16 protein-coding genes and 1 pseudogene are annotated in these 16,429 nt (G+C 64.9%); 2 read left to right on the top strand and 15 right to left on the bottom strand.

Features of this window, described 5'->3' with window-relative positions; all coding sequences use genetic code 11:
* Positions 1 to 358: 358 nt before the first annotated feature.
* Positions 359 to 1,270 carry a LysR family transcriptional regulator gene (locus ACN8M7_RS19155; RefSeq protein WP_061238362.1) on the bottom strand — a complete coding sequence of 304 codons (912 nt, stop codon included), beginning with the start codon at positions 1,268 to 1,270 and terminating at the stop codon, positions 359 to 361.
* Positions 1,271 to 1,373: 103 nt separating this feature from the next.
* Here ACN8M7_RS19155 and ACN8M7_RS19150 point away from each other — a divergent pair, with 103 nt between their 5' ends.
* Positions 1,374 to 2,300: a DMT family transporter gene (locus ACN8M7_RS19150; protein ID WP_490261799.1), complete on the top strand. Its 927-nt coding sequence runs from the start codon at positions 1,374 to 1,376 to the stop codon at positions 2,298 to 2,300.
* Between the two features lie 108 nt (positions 2,301 to 2,408).
* Here the strand turns inward: ACN8M7_RS19150 and ACN8M7_RS19145 are convergent, their stop codons facing one another.
* The 8 genes and pseudogenes from ACN8M7_RS19145 to ACN8M7_RS19110 all read right to left on the bottom strand — a co-directional run bounded on the left by ACN8M7_RS19145 (position 2,409) and on the right by ACN8M7_RS19110 (position 9,652).
* Entirely contained in the window at positions 2,409 to 3,134 is a 726-nt protein-coding gene (locus tag ACN8M7_RS19145; protein WP_490261873.1) for a methyl-accepting chemotaxis protein, read from the bottom strand.
* A 135-nt stretch (positions 3,135 to 3,269) separates the two neighbouring features.
* Positions 3,270 to 3,404, bottom strand: a pseudogene (locus tag ACN8M7_RS19140) (HAMP domain-containing protein); the annotation flags it as partial.
* 683 nt (positions 3,405 to 4,087) lie between these two features.
* Positions 4,088 to 4,393, bottom strand: a complete 306-nt coding sequence (locus ACN8M7_RS19135; protein ID WP_061238359.1) for an NIPSNAP family protein — start codon at positions 4,391 to 4,393, stop codon at positions 4,088 to 4,090.
* A gap of 200 nt (positions 4,394 to 4,593) precedes the next feature.
* Positions 4,594 to 5,676, bottom strand: a complete 1,083-nt coding sequence (locus ACN8M7_RS19130) for a DmpA family aminopeptidase (RefSeq protein WP_490261798.1) — start codon at positions 5,674 to 5,676, stop codon at positions 4,594 to 4,596.
* Positions 5,669 to 6,529: an ABC transporter permease gene (locus ACN8M7_RS19125; RefSeq protein ID WP_490261797.1), complete on the bottom strand. Its 861-nt coding sequence runs from the start codon at positions 6,527 to 6,529 to the stop codon at positions 5,669 to 5,671. The genes ACN8M7_RS19130 and ACN8M7_RS19125 overlap by 8 nt, the downstream gene beginning before the upstream one ends.
* A complete protein-coding gene (locus ACN8M7_RS19120) occupies positions 6,526 to 7,413 on the bottom strand; it encodes an ABC transporter permease (protein ID WP_490261796.1) in 888 nt (295 codons plus the stop codon). The genes ACN8M7_RS19125 and ACN8M7_RS19120 overlap by 4 nt, the downstream gene beginning before the upstream one ends.
* A complete protein-coding gene (locus tag ACN8M7_RS19115) occupies positions 7,413 to 8,528 on the bottom strand; it encodes an ABC transporter ATP-binding protein (protein ID WP_490261795.1) in 1,116 nt (371 codons plus the stop codon). Before ACN8M7_RS19115 ends, ACN8M7_RS19120 begins: the two co-directional genes overlap by 1 nt.
* An 86-nt stretch (positions 8,529 to 8,614) precedes the next feature.
* Positions 8,615 to 9,652, bottom strand: a complete 1,038-nt coding sequence (locus tag ACN8M7_RS19110; protein ID WP_490261794.1) for a polyamine ABC transporter substrate-binding protein — start codon at positions 9,650 to 9,652, stop codon at positions 8,615 to 8,617.
* Positions 9,653 to 9,882: 230 nt separating this feature from the next.
* Here ACN8M7_RS19110 and ACN8M7_RS19105 point away from each other — a divergent pair, with 230 nt between their 5' ends.
* Positions 9,883 to 10,716 (top strand): MurR/RpiR family transcriptional regulator, encoded by an 834-nt coding sequence (locus ACN8M7_RS19105; RefSeq protein ID WP_490261793.1) that lies wholly within the window; start codon positions 9,883 to 9,885, stop codon positions 10,714 to 10,716.
* Here ACN8M7_RS19105 and ACN8M7_RS19100 read toward each other — a convergent pair.
* The 6 genes from ACN8M7_RS19100 to ACN8M7_RS19075 form a co-directional block, all read right to left on the bottom strand.
* Complete coding sequence (locus tag ACN8M7_RS19100) at positions 10,697 to 11,344, bottom strand: DUF998 domain-containing protein (RefSeq protein WP_490261792.1); 648 nt, start codon at positions 11,342 to 11,344, stop codon at positions 10,697 to 10,699. The two genes, ACN8M7_RS19105 and ACN8M7_RS19100, sit on opposite strands and share 20 nt — an antisense overlap.
* A 181-nt stretch (positions 11,345 to 11,525) precedes the next feature.
* The gene (locus ACN8M7_RS19095; RefSeq protein ID WP_490261791.1) at positions 11,526 to 13,142 is read right to left on the bottom strand and encodes a gamma-glutamyltransferase family protein; all 1,617 of its coding nucleotides are present in this window, start codon (positions 13,140 to 13,142) and stop codon (positions 11,526 to 11,528) included.
* A 44-nt stretch (positions 13,143 to 13,186) separates the two neighbouring features.
* Positions 13,187 to 13,966, bottom strand: coding sequence for an amino acid ABC transporter ATP-binding protein (locus tag ACN8M7_RS19090; protein ID WP_490261790.1), 780 nt, complete (start codon positions 13,964 to 13,966; stop codon positions 13,187 to 13,189).
* A gap of 1 nt (position 13,967) precedes the next feature.
* The gene (locus tag ACN8M7_RS19085) at positions 13,968 to 14,735 is read right to left on the bottom strand and encodes an amino acid ABC transporter permease (RefSeq protein ID WP_061238355.1); all 768 of its coding nucleotides are present in this window, start codon (positions 14,733 to 14,735) and stop codon (positions 13,968 to 13,970) included.
* A gap of 9 nt (positions 14,736 to 14,744) precedes the next feature.
* The gene (locus ACN8M7_RS19080; protein WP_061238354.1) at positions 14,745 to 15,551 is read right to left on the bottom strand and encodes an ABC transporter substrate-binding protein; all 807 of its coding nucleotides are present in this window, start codon (positions 15,549 to 15,551) and stop codon (positions 14,745 to 14,747) included.
* A 60-nt stretch (positions 15,552 to 15,611) separates the two neighbouring features.
* A complete protein-coding gene (locus ACN8M7_RS19075; protein ID WP_061238353.1) occupies positions 15,612 to 16,283 on the bottom strand; it encodes a GntR family transcriptional regulator in 672 nt (223 codons plus the stop codon).
* Between the last annotated feature and the right edge of the window lie 146 nt (positions 16,284 to 16,429).

Here is a 16,429-nt window from a genome sequence, read left to right as displayed (position 1 = left end):
ACAGTACGCCTCAACACCGGCGCGCAGCTGGTCAAGCCACGCACCGTGGGAGGCGCTTTAGCGGCGAGCTTTTGTGCGGCTGCGACTGCATGGGCGCAGGAGCTAGAGCGAACCGAAAGCTCCTCCAACAGTGCACGCGTCAACATCGAAGCTCAGCCGCTCAAGCCACGCACCGTAGGAGGCGCTTCAGCGGCGAGCTTTTGTCGATGGATGCAGGAGGTAGCGCCAAGCAGGATGCCAGAGACGAAAGCCCCTCCCCCATCGCACGCGTCAACGCCGGGACGCAGCCGGTCAGCCACGCACCGTGGGAGGCGCTTCAGCGGCGAGCGGTTCTATCGCGGCTGAAGCCGCTCCTAGGTCACACCCGCAGGCTGTCGCCGGCTGGCCGTTCGGGCGAGAGATAGCTGACCAGTTGCCGCGCATGGGAGGACAGCGCGTCCCAGCTGCGCACGCACAGGCGCAGCTCGCGGGTAGCCCAGACATCCTCCAGCATCACCACCGTCACCGGCAGTTCCTGGGCGAAGCGGGTCGCGGCCACCTCGGGCAGCATGGACACGCCAACGCCCTGCGCCACCAGCTGGGCGATGGCATCGAAGCTCGGCGCACGCACGCGCACCTTCAGTGGCAGGGCGTGGCGCACCGCCATGTATTCGATGAAACGCTGCATCGCGCGCTCGGCCGGCAGGCAGACGAAGGGGTAAGTGAGCGCAGCGCGCAGCGAGGCGGGGCGCTGGCCGATCAGCGCATGCCCGTGCGGCACCAGCATCACCAGGCGGTCGTTGCGAAACGGTAGCGACAGCAGGTCATCGGTGGGCAGGTTGCCGTCGTACACACCGATGTCGATGGCGCCCTCCCGCACCGATCTCAATACGGCTTTGCTGCCCTGCTCGGCCAGTTGCAGGTCCACTTCCGGGTAGTCGGCCAGGAAGGGGCCGAGCGCCGCTGGCAGGAAGGTGCTGTTGGCCACCGTGGAAGCGCCCAGGCGCAGGGTGATGCGCCGCTCGCCCTTCAGTTCCTGCAGGGTGTCGCTGAGCTGGCGAGCCTCCTTCAGCACGCCCTGGCAAGCCTCCAGTACCAGACGCCCGGCCGGCGTCGGGGTCATGCCGTCGCTGCTGCGCACGAACAGCGTCAGCCCGCAGCGCTCCTCGAACAGGCGCAGGCGGGTGCTGGCCGCCGACACCGCAACGGGAAAGGTCGCTGCCGCCTTGCTCAGGCTGCCAGTGACGGCAATGGCGGCAATCAGGCGCAGGTCGGGCAGATCGAAATGCATTTAGCCTTCTCCAAATCAGAACGCTCACTTCGTGAAATTGCGATTCTGGCCGTTTGGTTTTCCATTCAGAATAACAGCTTATTTCCTGCCGCAGCCCCGCCCCATGAATGCCTTGACCGCCTCCTACCGCCGCAGCCTGGACAGTGGCGTACTGTTCGCCGTGCTCTCGGCCACTGGCTTCAGCCTGAAAGCCATCTTCGTCAAACTGGCCTACGCCGCCGCGCCGGTGGACGCCGTGACACTGCTGAGCCTGCGTATGGCGCTGGCCTTGCCGTTGTTTCTCTGGCTGCTGTGGCTGAGCCGGGGCACAGGGCTGGCGCGGCTGTCGGCGAAGGACTGGGCGCATGTCCTGCTGCTGGGGATGTTCGGCTACTACCTGTCGAGCCTGTTCGACTTCCAGGGCCTGCAGTACATCAGCGCCGGGCTGGAGCGGCTGATCCTGTTCACCTACCCGACGCTGGTGCTGCTGTTGCAGATGCTGGCGCTGGGCGAGCGCCCGGGGCCGCGCACCTTCCTGGCCCTGGGCCTGTGCTACCTGGGCCTGGGCATCGCTCTGGTGCATGACATCCGCGTCGAGGGCGACAGCGAGCAGATCCTGCTGGGCGCCGCCTGGGTGTTCGCCAGCGCCGTGACCTACGCCCTGTACTACCTGGGCACCGGCGTGGTGATCCGCCGGGTCGGTTCGATGCGCCTGGCCGGTCTGGCCGGCAGCGCTTCGGCGCTGATGGTGCTGATCCACTATGGCTTGACCCGCGATCCCTCGCAGTTGATGAGCCTGCCTCGTGAGGTGTGGCTGCAGGGGGCGCTGATGGCGGTGCTGTCGACGGTGTTGCCGATCTACTGGCTGGCCCTGGCGGTGCAGCGCATGGGGGCCAGCCATGCCGCCATGTTCGGCAACCTCGGTCCGGTGCTGACGCTGTTCGCCGCCTGGGTAATGCTCGGCGAGACCATCACCCTGTACCAGATCGCCGGCCTGGCGCTGGTGCTGCTGGGCGTCTCGCGCCTGTCTGGCAAGCGCAAGACGCAGTGACCGGGCTAGAACGTGCACAGCTGACCATGCCAGCGCAGTTGTTCGTCGACTACTGCAAGGTGGAGCTGGGCGGGCAGCTGATGGCGCCGCCAGCCTGACCCTGCTGGTTCAGACCTGGAACTGCATGACGGCGTTACGCATGCCCTGCGCCACCCGCTCCAGCTCCTCGGCAGAGCGCGCCAGGTCGTTCACCGCCTGGGCGTTTTGCTGAGCCATCAGCGCGATCTGCTCGACACGCTGCGCCACATCGTTGCTGGCGTCGCTCTGCTCACCGATGGTGTGGGAAATCTCCCCCACCATCTGGGCCGCGCGCTGCGCACCGTCACGTATCTCGTTGATCGAATCGCCAGCCTGGTGTGCCAGGCTCACGCCGTCGTTCACCCGCGTCACCCCTGCCTGCATGCTGTTCACCGCCAGGTTGGTGTTGCCGCGGATGCGCTCGATCATATCGGTGATTTCCTGGGTCGACTGCGCAGTACGCGCCGCCAGGTTGCGCACCTCGTCGGCGACCACGGCGAAACCACGGCCAGCCTCCCCCGCGCGAGCCGCCTCGATAGCAGCGTTGAGGGCGAGCAGGTTGGTCTGCTCGGCGATGCTCTTGATGACCTGGATGATCGAGTGAATTTCCTCGGATGAACGCCCCAGTTCGGTGATCGTCTCGGACGACGAGGAAACCGCCTCGGCGATGCGGTTCATGCCCTCGACCACGCCGAGAATGACCTGGCCGCCACTGTCGGCCAGTTGCCCGGAGTGGGCGGAAATGCCCTTGGCATCGTGGGCGTGCGAGGACACCTGGGCGATGTTGCGGATCATCTGCTCCATCACCGCAGCCATGCTCGTGGCACTGTCGGCCTGCTGGGTGGAGTCGTGCAGGATGCCCTGGGCGGTGCCGTTCAGGGTGCGGGCGGTGTGCTGCAACTGATCGCTGTGCTGGGTGATGCTGCTGATCATCCGCCCGAGGTTGCCCTGCATCTCGGCGAGGGCCTGCAGCAAATGACCAGCCTCGTCCTGCCGATCCACCTCGATACGACCGCGCAGGTTACCGCTGGCGATGGCGCGGGCGGCGTCGACGGAACGCTGCAACGGCCCCAGCACACTGCGCATCAGGCTCCAGGTGATCAGCCCCAGCAGCAGGCTGACCAGCACGATACCGCTGACCAGGTAGATCTTGGCCTGGTTCACCGCACTCTCGCCACTCATGTGGGCTGCGCTGACCTGCTCTTCGATCAGGCTGCTGAGCGCCTCGTTCTTGGTTTCGAGATCGCTGAAACGCTGTACGAACGACGGCATTCCCTGCCTGGCGGCCTTGGCATCACGCAGGGCCGCTTCGGTGATCTGCTCGGCTTCGCTGATGTAGGCGTTGAGCGCCGGTTGCGACTGAGCGATGGCCTGCTGGATGTCAGCCGGTAGCGGCAACTCGGCGTTGGCGGCCATGGCGCGCTTGAACCAATCGGCATGCTCACGCAGATCGCTGCGCACCTGTTCGGCAGCGGCCTGATCGCCAGGTTCGACGCTGAAGGCAGCGAGCACGTCGGCGCGCAGCGCGTCGTGCATCATGTCCCCCTCCAGATGATTGCGCAGCGCCGCGACGCTCAGTTGGTTCTGCGCCAGCGCGTCATTGAGCTGGGTCTGCCCCCAGAAGCCCACGGCCCCCAGCCCCGCCGCAACGGCCACGCTCAGCACGCCGCTGGCGATCATCTTCTGACGAATATTCATGCACGGCTGCCTGACTGTGGCGAAGGGAATGGTAAGTCTAGTTCAGCTGCCGAGACTGCAAGACCCGCGCCCTACTCCAGCACGGGGCGCAAGAAGCTGCGCTCGTAGCTGAGGACGCAGCGCGTCTCTTCGGCATAGCGGAAGGCCGCCTGGCACTCGGCGTCGGCGAAGGAATCCTGACGATAGCGTTCGTATTCGGCCAGGCTGGGGAAGCTGAACAGCGCCAGGGCCACGTTGTTGGCACCCTCGGAGGGCAGGAAGTAACCGTGGTGCGTGCCGCCGAAGCGCTCTACCAAGGGAATCCACAGCTTGGCGTAATGCTCGAATTCCTTGAGTTTGTAGGGATCGACGATGTAGCGCAGGTAGCAGGTGATCATGACTGTCCTTACTTGAGGGTAGATTCGATGAGCGCGGGATATAAACACGGCGAAAAATCCACACGCCATTCTTTTCCCGCATCACGCCAGCAACCGATGGTACGCACGGCGCACCCTACCCGGTAACCAGCTTCACGTAGCCCGGATGCAATTCGGGGACTCGGTATCGCCTGTGCCCCGGATTTCATCCGGGCTACGCATCACGCCCCGGTCACCAGTTGGCGCAGGCGCTGGCCATCGATGGCCCGGCACATCCCTTCGGGCTTCTGCATCGGCGAATCCTCGGCGGCGAGCATGGCGTTGAGTACGGCTTCGTCGGTGGCTTGCACGGCAGCCAGGTAGAGCGCGTCGAAGCACTCGTCATTGAGGTACTCGAGGTTCAGCCGCGTCTGCGACAGCTGCGGCAAGGGCCGGGGGTTGGCCACACTGAAGGCGAGGAAGATGTCGCCGGAGTTGTTGCCACCCGGCGTGCCGGCCAGGGCGATGCCGAGGCCAGCGCGTTGCGCCAGGCGCTTGAGCTGGTGCGGCAGCAGCGGCGCGTCGGTAGCGAGGATGACGATGATCGAGCCGCGCTCGCGCTCCAGTCCGGTCGGCAGTTCATCTTCCAGGCGCTCACCCACCGCCACGCCACAGACCTTGAGCCAGGCGCGCTGGCCATGGTTGGCCTGCACCAAGGCGCCGAGGGTGTAGGTCTGGCCGTCGATCTCGACAAGGCGCGAGGCACTGCCGGTGCCCCCCTTGTAGCCGTAGCAGATCATGCCGTTGCCGCCGCCGACGTTGCCCTCGGCGATGGCGCCGCCCTTTGCCGCATCGAGCGCGGCCAGTGCATCGGCCTCGCTGACGTGCTGGCCGTTGACGTCGTTGATCACCCCATCGTAGGTCTCGGCCACCACCGGCATGGCCCACAGGTGCTCGCGCTGCCAGGAATCGGCGTACTGGCGGATCGTCCAGCGCGCGGCGGCGTGGTGAACGATACCGACGCTGTGCGAGTTGGTGATGCACAGCGGGCCGACGAAGTAGCCGCCGTGCTCGATCCAGTGCGTGCCGGTCATCTCGCCGTTGCCGTTGAGGGCATGGAAGCCCGCCCACACGGGCTGCGGTTCGCTATCGCGGCCGCGTGGCAGGATGGCGGTGACGCCTGTCTGGATGCGCCGGCCGTTGTCGGCCACTCCATTGAGGGTGCGGTAGCCGACCAGCACGCCGGGCACGTCGGTGATTGCGTTGTACGGGCCGGGGATGCCGGGCAGCGGCAGGCCGAGTTCACGGGCGCGCGGTTTAGCCATGGGGATCATCCTGAGAAGTAGCAGGCTTGCGGTTGCGCAGGTACAGGCCGACCGCTGCGATCAGCAGCGAGGCGAGCAGCAGCAGGGTGGCGATGGCGTTGATCTCGGGCTTGATGCCGCGGCGGATCATGCCGTAGATGAAGACCGGCAGCGTGGTCGAGTCCACACCGGCGATGAAGTAGGTGATCACCAGATCGTCCATCGAGATGATGAACGCCAGCAGCGCGCCACCGACCACGCCGGGCAGGATCTGCGGCAGGGTCACGCGGCGGAAGGTGGTCCAGGGCGAGGCGCCAAGATCGGCCGACGCTTCTTCCAGACGCGTGTCCATGCCGGCCAAGCGCGCGCTGACAACGAGGAACACGTAGCTGATCAGGAAGGTGCAGTGGCCAATGATGATCGAGCCCTTGCCCAGCGGCAGGCCGACGCCGACGAAGAAGATCAGCAGGGCGATGCCGAGCACGATGTCGGGCATCAGCATCGGCATGAACAGCAGTACCCGGTAGAACTTCTGCAAGCGGAAGCGGTAGCGCGCCAAGGCTAGCGCGGTGAGCGTGCCGATCACGGTGGAGATCGCCGTGGTGGTCAGCGCCACCACCAGGCTGGTGCGCAAGGCGGCCAGCAACTGGTCGGTGGATTCGACGTACAGCGCGTTCTCGCTGAGGCTGGTAGTCAGGCCGAACAGCGAGCGATACCAGTCCAGGCTGAAGCCGTCCCAGATCATCATGTTGATCGGGTTGCTGTTGAACGAGTAGGCGACGATCAGGCCGATTGGCAGGTACAGGAAGACGAAGAAGGCCAGGCTGTAGCCGCCTAGCAGGCGGCGTCCGAGGCGCGCGAGCAGTGCGTTCATCGGCTGGCCTCCTGGGCGCTGTTGCGCCCCTGCGCCAGCACGTAGAGCACCAGGCACACCAGCACGGCGGCCATCAGCAGCATCGCCAGGGCGGCGCCGAATGGCCAGTTACGCGCGGCTAGGAACTGCTGCTCGACCAGGCTGCCGATCATCAGCACGCGTGCGCCGCCGAGCAGCGACGGCACGATGAAATTACCCAGGCTGGGAATGAAAACGATGATCGAGCCGGCGGCGATGCCCGGCAGGGTCAGCGGGAAGATCACCTTCCAGAAGCTCTGCCAGCGGCTCGCGCCGAGGTCGGCCGAGGCTTCCAGCAGGCGCTTGTCGAGTTTCTCGACGCTGGCGTAGACGGGCATGAACATGAACGGGATGAAGATATAGGTCATGCCGATCAGCACCGCCGTCTCGGTGTAGATCAGCTCCACCGGGTTGTAGAAGCCCAACGCCGCCAGCGCGGTGTTGATCACGCCGCTGGGGCGCAGGATCAGCAGCCAGGCGTACAGGCGCACGATCAGGCTGGTGAAGAACGGCAGGGTGATCAGAAACAGGCAGAAGTTGCGCATCCGCTCGGGCTGGCGCGCCACCCAGAAGGCTGCCGGGTAGCACAGCGCCAGGGTCGCCAGCACGGTCAGCGCGGCCAGCTTGAACGAGCGCAGGATGATTTCCAGGTAGACCGGATCGAACTCCTCGTTGACGCCATCGGCCCAGCCCAGCACGCGGCCGAAGTTGTCCGGGTAGAAGCTCCACTCGACGCCGCCATAGAGCCCCGGTTCGAGCAGGCTGTACACCGCCATGATGCTCAGCGGGGTGAGAAAGAATACGCCGATGATCAGTGTCACCGGGGTCAGCAGGCCGACCAGGCGCAGGCGCTCGCGCAGTAGCATCAGGCACCTCCCGGGATCAGGTGCGCGGCCGTCAATTCATACCAGAGCTGCACGCTGTTGCCTTTGCGCAGGCGCTGCAGGCCCTGTTGCGCGGCGTCACGCAACACCGCCTTGACCAGGCGGCCGTGCGCGGTGCGCAGCAGCAATTCGAAGTCCTTGCCGATGAACAGCAGTTGCTCCAGACACCCTTCCAGCGCGGCGAAACCTTCGCCAGGGCGCTGCAGGTGGAATTGCTCGGGGCGCAACATGAGCTGGGCATACTGGCCGACGCACAGGTCGGGGTGGTGCGCCTGCAACAGGTCTCCCTGGCTGTCGAGCAGGTAGGCGATGCCGTCGTCGATCGAGCCGACGTGCACGTCGAACAGGTTGCTCTCGCCGATGAAACCGGCGACGAAGGCGTTGGTCGGGTGGTGGTAGATCTCTGCCGGGGCGCCGATCTGCTGGATATGGCCGCCATTGAGCACGACGATTCGGTCGCTCATGGTCAGCGCTTCTTCCTGGTCGTGGGTGACGAAGACGAAGGCGATGCCCAGTTCGTGCTGCAGGTTCTTCAGCTCGCGCTGCATGGCCTGGCGCAACTGGCGGTCGAGGGCCGACAGCGGCTCGTCGAGCAACAGCAACGCCGGGCGGTCGACGATGGCGCGGGCCAGTGCCACGCGCTGCTGCTGGCCACCGGAGAGCTGGCCGGGCTTGCGCCGCTCCATGCCGGCCAGGCCGACCATTTCCAGTGCCTCGCCAACGCGCTGGCGTTTCTCGGCCTTGCCGACGCCGCGCACGTCCAGCGCATAGCCGACGTTGTCGCCGATGCTCATATGCGGGAACAGCGCGTAGCTCTGGAACACCGTGTGCACCGGACGGCGGTGCGGCGGCACCAGGTTCATCGGCTGGCCCTGGATCAGCAGCTCGCCGCCATCCAGTTGCTCGAAACCACTGATGGTGCGCAGCAGCGTGGTCTTGCCGCAGCCGGACGGCCCCAGCAGGGTGACGAATTCATTGGCGCCGACAGCCAGGTCGAGGCCGTCGAGGGCACGCACCAGATGCCCTTCAGGCGCACGGTAGTGCTTCACCGCGCCACGGATCTCGACCACCGGCGCGGTTTGGGTGAAAGCGGTCATGGAGGACTCCACTGATATCGGAGTAATCGCGGCTGAAGCCGCTCCTACAAGGGGGCTTCAGCCGCGACCTAACTGCACAAGCTGACTCAGTTGGCGGTACGCACCCGCGTCCACACCCGGTCGTACTGCTTCAGGCCCTTGCCCAGGTCCTGGAAGATCTGCAGCTTGGCCATGACATCGGCCGGCGGGTTGACCTGCGGGTTGTCACGCAGCTCAGCCGGCAGCAGTTTCAGCGCTTCCTTGTTCGGCGTGCCGTTCATTTGCTGCGCGGTGTTCAGCGCAGCGATCTCCGGCTGCAGGAAGAAGCTCATGAAGCGCTTGGCGTTGGCCTTGTTCGGCGCGCTCTTGAGCACGCACATGTCCTCCTGGTACATGGTCGCGCCTTCCTTGGGGATGACGTAGGCGAGGTTCTGCGGATCCTGCTTCACGTACATCATGGCGCCGACGAAATAGTGCGAGGCGGCGGCGTCGCCGGATTGCACCATCGGCACGCTGTCGTAGGTGAAGGCGGCGATCAGCGGCTTGCGCTCGATCAGCCAGTCGGCGGCCTGCTTGAGCTCGGCTGGGTCGGTGCTGTTGACCGACTTGCCGTCCTTGATCAGGCCGACGCCGAGGGTCTCGCGCATGTCGTCGAGCATGATCACCTTCTTGCCGGCCTTGGCCTCGGCGAAGAAGTCGTCCCAGCTCTCGATCGGCTTGGAGACCTTGTTCTTGTTGTAGAAGATGCCCACCGTGCCCCAGGCGTAGGGCATGCAGTACTCACCCTTGGGGTCGGACTTGGAACGCAGGAAGGCCGGGTCGATATTGGCGAAGGCAACATCCTGGTTGATGTCGGTCTTCTCCAGCAGGCCGAGAGCGGCCATGGTGTCGTGCATGTGCACCGAGGGGAAGACGATGTCGTAGCCCTTGGCCCCGGCCTGCAGCTTGGCCAGCATCTCTTCGTTGCTGCCGTAGGTGTCGAGTGACACCTTGATGCCGGTCTCGGCGGTGAAGCGGGTCAGCACCTCGGGGTTGATGTAGTCGCCCCAGTTGTACAGGCGCAGTTCTTCGGCGGCCTGGGCGGCGCCGGTGACGAGGCCGCTGCCAAGGGCGACGCACAGGGTGAGATGACGCAGTATGGGCATGTTCCTGTTCTCCACTGTTGTGGTCGCGCAGGGCGCGACATTTGCTTGTTGCGGCAGGAAGCGCGAGCGTCGACGACACGGCGGAAAGACTTCTGCTGGCTTTCTCGCCCGAGCGATGGCCAATCGACAGCTCTTTGCGTTACGGCTGCAGAGTAGAATATATTTCTTCCAAATATCAATACACTGACATTTAAATGTCAGACCGATTTGGCATGACAGGAAAAACGAGCATGCTCGATGGCAAGATGCAACACCTGGAAGGCAAGCTGACGCCGGCCGAGCGCACCCTGTGGGTCTACATCCAGGCCAACCTGGAAACCCTGGCGTTCGAGAACGGCGCCAGCCTGGCGGCCAAGAGCGGAGTCAGCCCCAACACCGTCAGCCGCTTCCTGCGTCGGCTCGGCTACAAGGGCCTGAAGAGCCTGAAAGACGAGCTGCGCGACGAGGTGCGTGTGCAATCGCTGCTCAACCCGGCGCTGATCGAGCGGGTCGAGCAACCGGAAGACCTGGTGGCCCACCTAAACGAAGAAATCGAAGCCCTGCGCGCCTTCGCCGAGCTGCTCGGCAGCCAGCACTGGCGCGATATCGTGGCGCGCGTGGGGGATGCCGAGCGCGTGTTCGTCTGCGGCTTCCAGACCATTCGCGGGCTGGCCGAGGACTTCGCCAACCGCCTGGCCTTGGTGCGCTCGGGGGTGGAGTTCCTCGACCTCTACAGCGGCGTACTCGGCCAATGGCTGGACAGCCACAACCAGCGCTGCTGCGTGATCCTGATCGACATTGCGCCCTACGCCGATGCCGGCATCGCCTTCGCCAACAACTGCCTGCAGCAGAACGCCGACCTGGTGGTGTTCACCGACGAGTACGGCATCGCCAAGCATATCGACACGCCATACATCGTCACCATGAAGACCAAGACTGGTCTGATCCTCGAATCCACCGGCGGCCTGACCAGCGCCCTGAACGTGCTGCTGCACTGCGTGGCCAGTGCCCGCAAGGATCAGCTCAAGGAACGCCTCGGCGCCTACCGGGCGCGGGTCGAGAGCCTCAAGCTGTACCGCACCTGAGATAACCGGCACGGCTCCGCAGCAGCATCAGCGCCAGGCCTGCGACCCAGAGCACCGAGATGCCGTAGTTGATGCGCTGATACAGGCCGAACGAGTGCCCGGCCTCGACGGCCTGGGCCATCAGCACCACGGTGACCACGGCCAACAGGGTGCAAGCGCTGGAAAACAGGCCAAAGCCGCGCGAGCCCAGCAGGCGTTTGCTGACAAATGCCCAGATGAGGCTGGCCAGGGTCAGCGAGAGAAACATCACCAGCCCGGCCAGGTTGTGCATCTGCTGCGAGAAGGACGGCTGTGCCGGCGCGCAGCCCTGGTCGCAGGCGAAGTAGCCAGTGGCGAAACTGGCCAGGCCGTGGACGAGAATCAGCCCGGCACTGAACAGCGCCAGGCGCGAACTGCGTACCTGGCGCATCACAGCCACGGCAAACAGCACGAAGAACACACCCAAGGGCAGATTGTTGAGCCAGGCCGAAAAACCCTGGGTGGGTGAGCCCTGCGCGCCCAGCTGGCTCATGGCCTGGTCAAGATGGCTGTAACCGGGATAGGCCAGAGCCGTCAGCAGCACGCCAAAGAACAGCCAGAACGGTATCAATACGCCAAGGCCAAGCAACACCCGATCCATGTTGTTCATACGTCCCTGTTCCTTGCTGGCAGCGGGCACCTGGCGCCCTGGAGACGCGGATTATGCCCAAGAAACCTCCACCCTGCGCGTTAGGCCCAGCGCCTGATGTTGTCAGTCTCCTGATGCTGCCAGGCCGTACACGATGACTGCCTCGTGTACGGCTGGCCGTCATGGCCCAGCCAGGCGCCGCTCAATACACCGCGATATGCGAGTCGGCCCTCGGCTCGGTACCGCCGCAGAGCACGCCGGTCTGTGGGTCGCGCACGATGATCTGGCCGCGCCCGTACTCGGTGCGGTCGCAGGCCACCTCGATCTGATGCCCGCAACGGGCCAGGGCGAAGGTCAGGTCGCGCGGGGTTTCCTGCTCGATGCCGACCTTCTGCCCGCCCAGCCACTGCCAGCGCGGAGCGTCCAGCGCGGCCTGCGGGTTGAGGCCGAAGTCGACCATGTTCATCACCATCTGCACGTGGCCCTGCGGCTGCATGTAGCCGCCCATCACGCCGAACGGGCCGACCGCCACACCGTCCTTGCTGAGAAAGCCGGGGATGATGGTGTGGAAGGTCTTCTTGCCCGGTTGCAGGTAGTTGGCATGGCTCGGGTCGAGGCTGAACTCGTAACCCCGGTTCTGCAGGGCGATACCGCTGTCCGGCAGCACCACGCCGGAGCCGAAGCCATGGTAGGCGCTCTGGATGAACGAGACCATGTTGCCCTCGGCGTCGGCGGTGGCGACGTACACCGTGCCACTGGCCTGCGGGTCGCCATGCAGCGGCTCGCGGGCACGCTCGCCGATCAGCGCGCGGCGCTGGGCGCAGTAGCTGTCGGCGAGCAGCTCTTCGGCGGCCACGCGCATGTGCTCGGGGTCGGTGATGTAGTGCAGACCGTCGGCGTAGGCCAGCTTCATCGCCTCGATCTGACGGTGCCAGGTCTGGCGGCTGTCGCGGTGATCGAAGTCGAAGCCTTCGAGGATCTTCAGGGTCATCAGGGCGATCAGGCCCTGACCAGCCGGGGGAATCTCCCAGACGTCATAGCCACGGTAGCTGACCTTGATCGGCTCGACCCAGCGCGGCAAATAGCCGGCCAGATCGTCGACCGAGAGTTTGCCACCGCTGGCTGCGGCGTGGCTGGCCAGACGCTCGGCGATGGCACCCCGGTAGAAGCTCTCGCACTGAGTCTCGGCCAGCTCGGCCAGGGTCTGCGCCTGCGCCGGGTTGCGGAACAGTTGTCCGGCGACCGGCGCCTGGCCGTCGATCAGGTAGGTGTCGAACCAGGCTTGCAACTCGGGGAAGGCCTCGCGGCTGGCCTGGTATTCATCGAAGGCGATGCGCCACTGGTGGGCGACCACTGGCGATACCGGGAAGCCATCGCGCGCCAGCTCGATGGCCGGCTGCAGCAGCTCAGCGAAGGGCAGCTTGCCGAAACGCTGCGACAGTTCGGCCCAGGCAGCAGGGCAGCCAGGTACGGTGACCGGCAGCCAGCCGTGCACCGGCACACGCTCGTGGCCGGCAGCCTTGACCGCCTCGCTGGACAGCGCTGCCGGCGCATGACCGCTGGCGTCGAGGCCGTACAGCTTGTCCTTGAACCAGACCAGGGCGAAGGCGTCACCACCAATCGCGCAGCCGGTGGGCTCGACCACCGTCAGCGCGGCGGCAGTGGCGATGGCGGCATCGATGGCGTTACCGCCACGGCGCAGCATGGCGATACCCGCTTCGGCCGCCAGCGGTTGCGACGCGGCGACCATGCCCTTGCGGGCGAACACGCTCTGGCGCTGGGACGCGTAGGGATATTCGTGAGCAGAAAAATTGAGCATGGATTGAACTCGATCCAGAGATTGAACAAGGCCGCTCGCGACCTTCACAGAACGCGGCTGAGGAACTCCCGCGTGCGCGGGTGATGGGGGTTGCCGAAAACCTGGGCCGGCGGACCTTCTTCGATCAACTCGCCCTGGTGCAGCACCACCACGCGGTCGGCCACCTCACGGGCAAAGCCCATCTCGTGGGTGACCACGACCATGGTCATGCCCTCCTCGGCCAGCTCCTTCATCACCTGCAGCACCTCGCCCACGGTTTCCGGGTCCAAAGCACTGGTCGGTTCGTCGAAGAGCATCGCCTGCGGCTTCATCGCCAGCGCGCGGGCAATCGCCACGCGCTGCTGCTGTCCGCCGGAAAGCTGGCTGGGGTAGTGATCGGCCTTGTCCGACAGGCGCACGCGGGCCAGCAGTTGCCGCGCCTGCTCCTCGGCCTCGCGCCGACCGACGCCAAGCACCTGGGTCGGCGCCTCGATGATGTTTTCCAGCACGGTCATGTGCGGGAACAGGTTGAAGCGCTGGAACACCATGCCGATGTCGCGGCGCATGCGCGCGATGTTGCGCTCGGAGTCGCGCACGCGCTTGCCGTCGGCACGCTCGATGTAGCCCATGGGCTTGCCGTTGACCAGGATGCTGCCGCCCTGGATATCCTCCAGGTAGTTGAGGCAGCGGATGAAGGTGGTCTTGCCCGAGCCGGAGGCGCCGATCAGCACCACCACCTCGCCGCGGCGCACGTTCAGCGATACGCCCTTGAGGATCTCCAGCTCGCCGAAACGCTTGTGTACGCTCTGCGCCTGGATCACCAGACTCTCGTCCAATGCGCTCATCTCAACGCCCCCTCAGAAATTTCATGGCACCCAGGCCGAACAGCCGGCTGCTCGCCGGCACATGGCCGTCGGTACGCCCGAAGCGCAGCTCCAGCCAGCGCTGGAAGAAGCCCCAGAGCGTGGTCAGCAGCAGGAAGTAGATGGCCACCACCAGATACAGCTCGAACACACGGAAGGTGGCCGAGGTGATCATCTGCGTGCTGAGCAGCAGCTCCTGCACGCCGATCACGCTGACCAGGGTGGTGTTCTTGAGCATCACGTTGAACTCGTTGCCCAGCGGCGGCACGATCACGCGAAAGGCCTGCGGCAGCACGATGCGACGCATCAGCCGTGGATAACTCATCCCCAGCGAACGCCCCGCTTCGTACTGGCCACGATCCACCGCGTTGATGCCGGAGCGGATGATCTCCGCCATGTAAGCACCTTCGTTGAGGGCCAGGGCGAGGATCGCTGCCTGGATGTTGCCCGGCAGGACGAACAGGCCCAGGTTCAGATCCTCGAAGCGGAAGATGCCGCCCGCCGCCAGTGCGGTGTAGAGGAAGACGATCTGCACCAACAAGGGTGTGCCACGCATCAGCCAGATGTAGAAGCGCACCGGGTAGTTGAGCAGCGGATTGCTGGAAGCGCGCATCAGCGCCGCCAGCAAACCCAGGACGCATCCCAGCAGCATCGCCATCACCGCAATCACGCAGGTCAGCCAGAGGCCGTAGAGATATACGTCGCTGGGCTGCAGCAAGTATTGCCAGAATATGTCCCAGTTGAAGTTCATCGTCTTACCTCAGTCGAGCTGGTTGCCTTCGATGTGCCACTTGCTGAGCAGCGCCATGTAGCTGCCGTCAGCCTTCATGTCGGCCAGAGCCTGGCTGACCGCCTTGCTCAGCTCGGCATCGTCCTTGCGCAGACCGAAGCCGGTGAGGATCTTGGCGAAGGCCGGCACGCCGGTTTCGAACAGATCGGGCGCCATGCTCTGGTAGTAGCCGGCGGTTTCCATGGTGGTGCCGTAGGCATCGGCCTGACCGACGCGCAGCGCCTGGAAGGCATCGGTGTCGGAGTTGAACACCACCAGGGTCATCGGCGCCTTGCCGGCCTTGGCGAGCAGGTCGTTATGCGCTTCGAGCAAGGTGCGGATGGTGGAGCCGTTGAGTACCGCGACGCGCTTGCCGGACAGGTCGTCGAGGCTGTGGATGCCGGCCGGGTTGCCCTTGAGCACGGTGACTGCCTGGCTGGAATACATGTAGTTGACGATGTCGATGACTTCGCGGCGCTCGGGCTTGTCGAACAGCTGGTCGACGATCATGTCGCAATGCTGCGCCATCAGCGCCGGGATCAGGCCGGAGAACGGCGTCACTCGCCACTCCACACGTTTGCCACCGAGGCGCTTGGCGATCTCGTCACCCAGCTCGACGGTGATGCCGACCGGCTTCTGCTGCGCGTCGAAGAAGCCCATGGGCGGCGAGTCCATCGCCCCGCAATAAACGATCTTGTCCGACGCTTGCAGGCGCTCGGGAACCGTGACCTCGGCCTGGGCCAGACCAGCCATCAGCGAGAGGGCCATCAGGGATGTGGTGAAAGTGCGTTTTGACATATTCGACTCCGGTGTAATTGTTGGTATGGCAGTTCGAAATGAAACGGAGGTCATCGGGTCTCAGGCGCCCGACTTTTCCAGGAATTCGAGCAGATCGGGGACGGTGCCCTCGATGTGCTCGCAGATGATCCGCTCGGCATGCGCGGCGTCACCCGTGCGCAAGGCGTCGAGGATCACCTTGTGCTCTTCACGGGCGCTCAGCGGCTTGTCGACGTGCTTGAGCCAGAGGCGCATGTACGGCTCGATCAGTGCGTAGAGGGCGCTGATCTGACGCATCAGCCGTGGACGCTCGCTGAGGCTGCACAGGTATTCGTGGAAGATGCGGTGGCGCACCACCCACTCCGAACTGTCTTCGCGGCAGTCGTCCATCTCGTCGAGCAGACGTTCCAGGCGCGCCAGGTGGCGCTCGCTGACCTTGGGCGTGGCCACGCGAATCGCCAGCCCCTCGAGGGCGCTGCGCATCTCGAAGACCTCACGCATCTGATCGAGGTTGAGACCGCTTACGATTGCGCCGCGATTGGGTCGCAGCGTTACCAGCCCTTCTGCCGCCAGGCGCTTGAAGGCGCCACGGATCGGCATGCGGCTCATCTCCAGCTCGCTGGCGATGTCCTCGGCGATCAGCCGGTCGCCGGTGCGATAGCGGCCCTGGCAGATGGCATCGAGCAGATGCAGATAGGCTTCGTCCTCGGCGGACAAAGCTGGCTGGGCGTTGTAGGTAACGGCGAAAGGCATGGAGAGGATTCCTGAATTTTTGGATCCAAAAACACAATCATCCAAAAGCATCGACCATGCCAAAAATGCCAAGCCGTTGTTTTAAAAGGAAATGGGATGTTTGGCGGAAGAGTCTGCGCCGAGAAAATGCACCAAAAACGTTACCA

The sequence above is a fragment of the Pseudomonas spartinae genome (genome assembly GCF_965197125.1).
In the GTDB taxonomy this organism is placed as follows: Bacteria; Pseudomonadota; Gammaproteobacteria; order Pseudomonadales; family Pseudomonadaceae; genus Aquipseudomonas; species Aquipseudomonas composti_A.
Note: the sequence above shows the minus strand (reverse complement) of the source record. Positions and strands in the feature narration are given on the sequence as shown.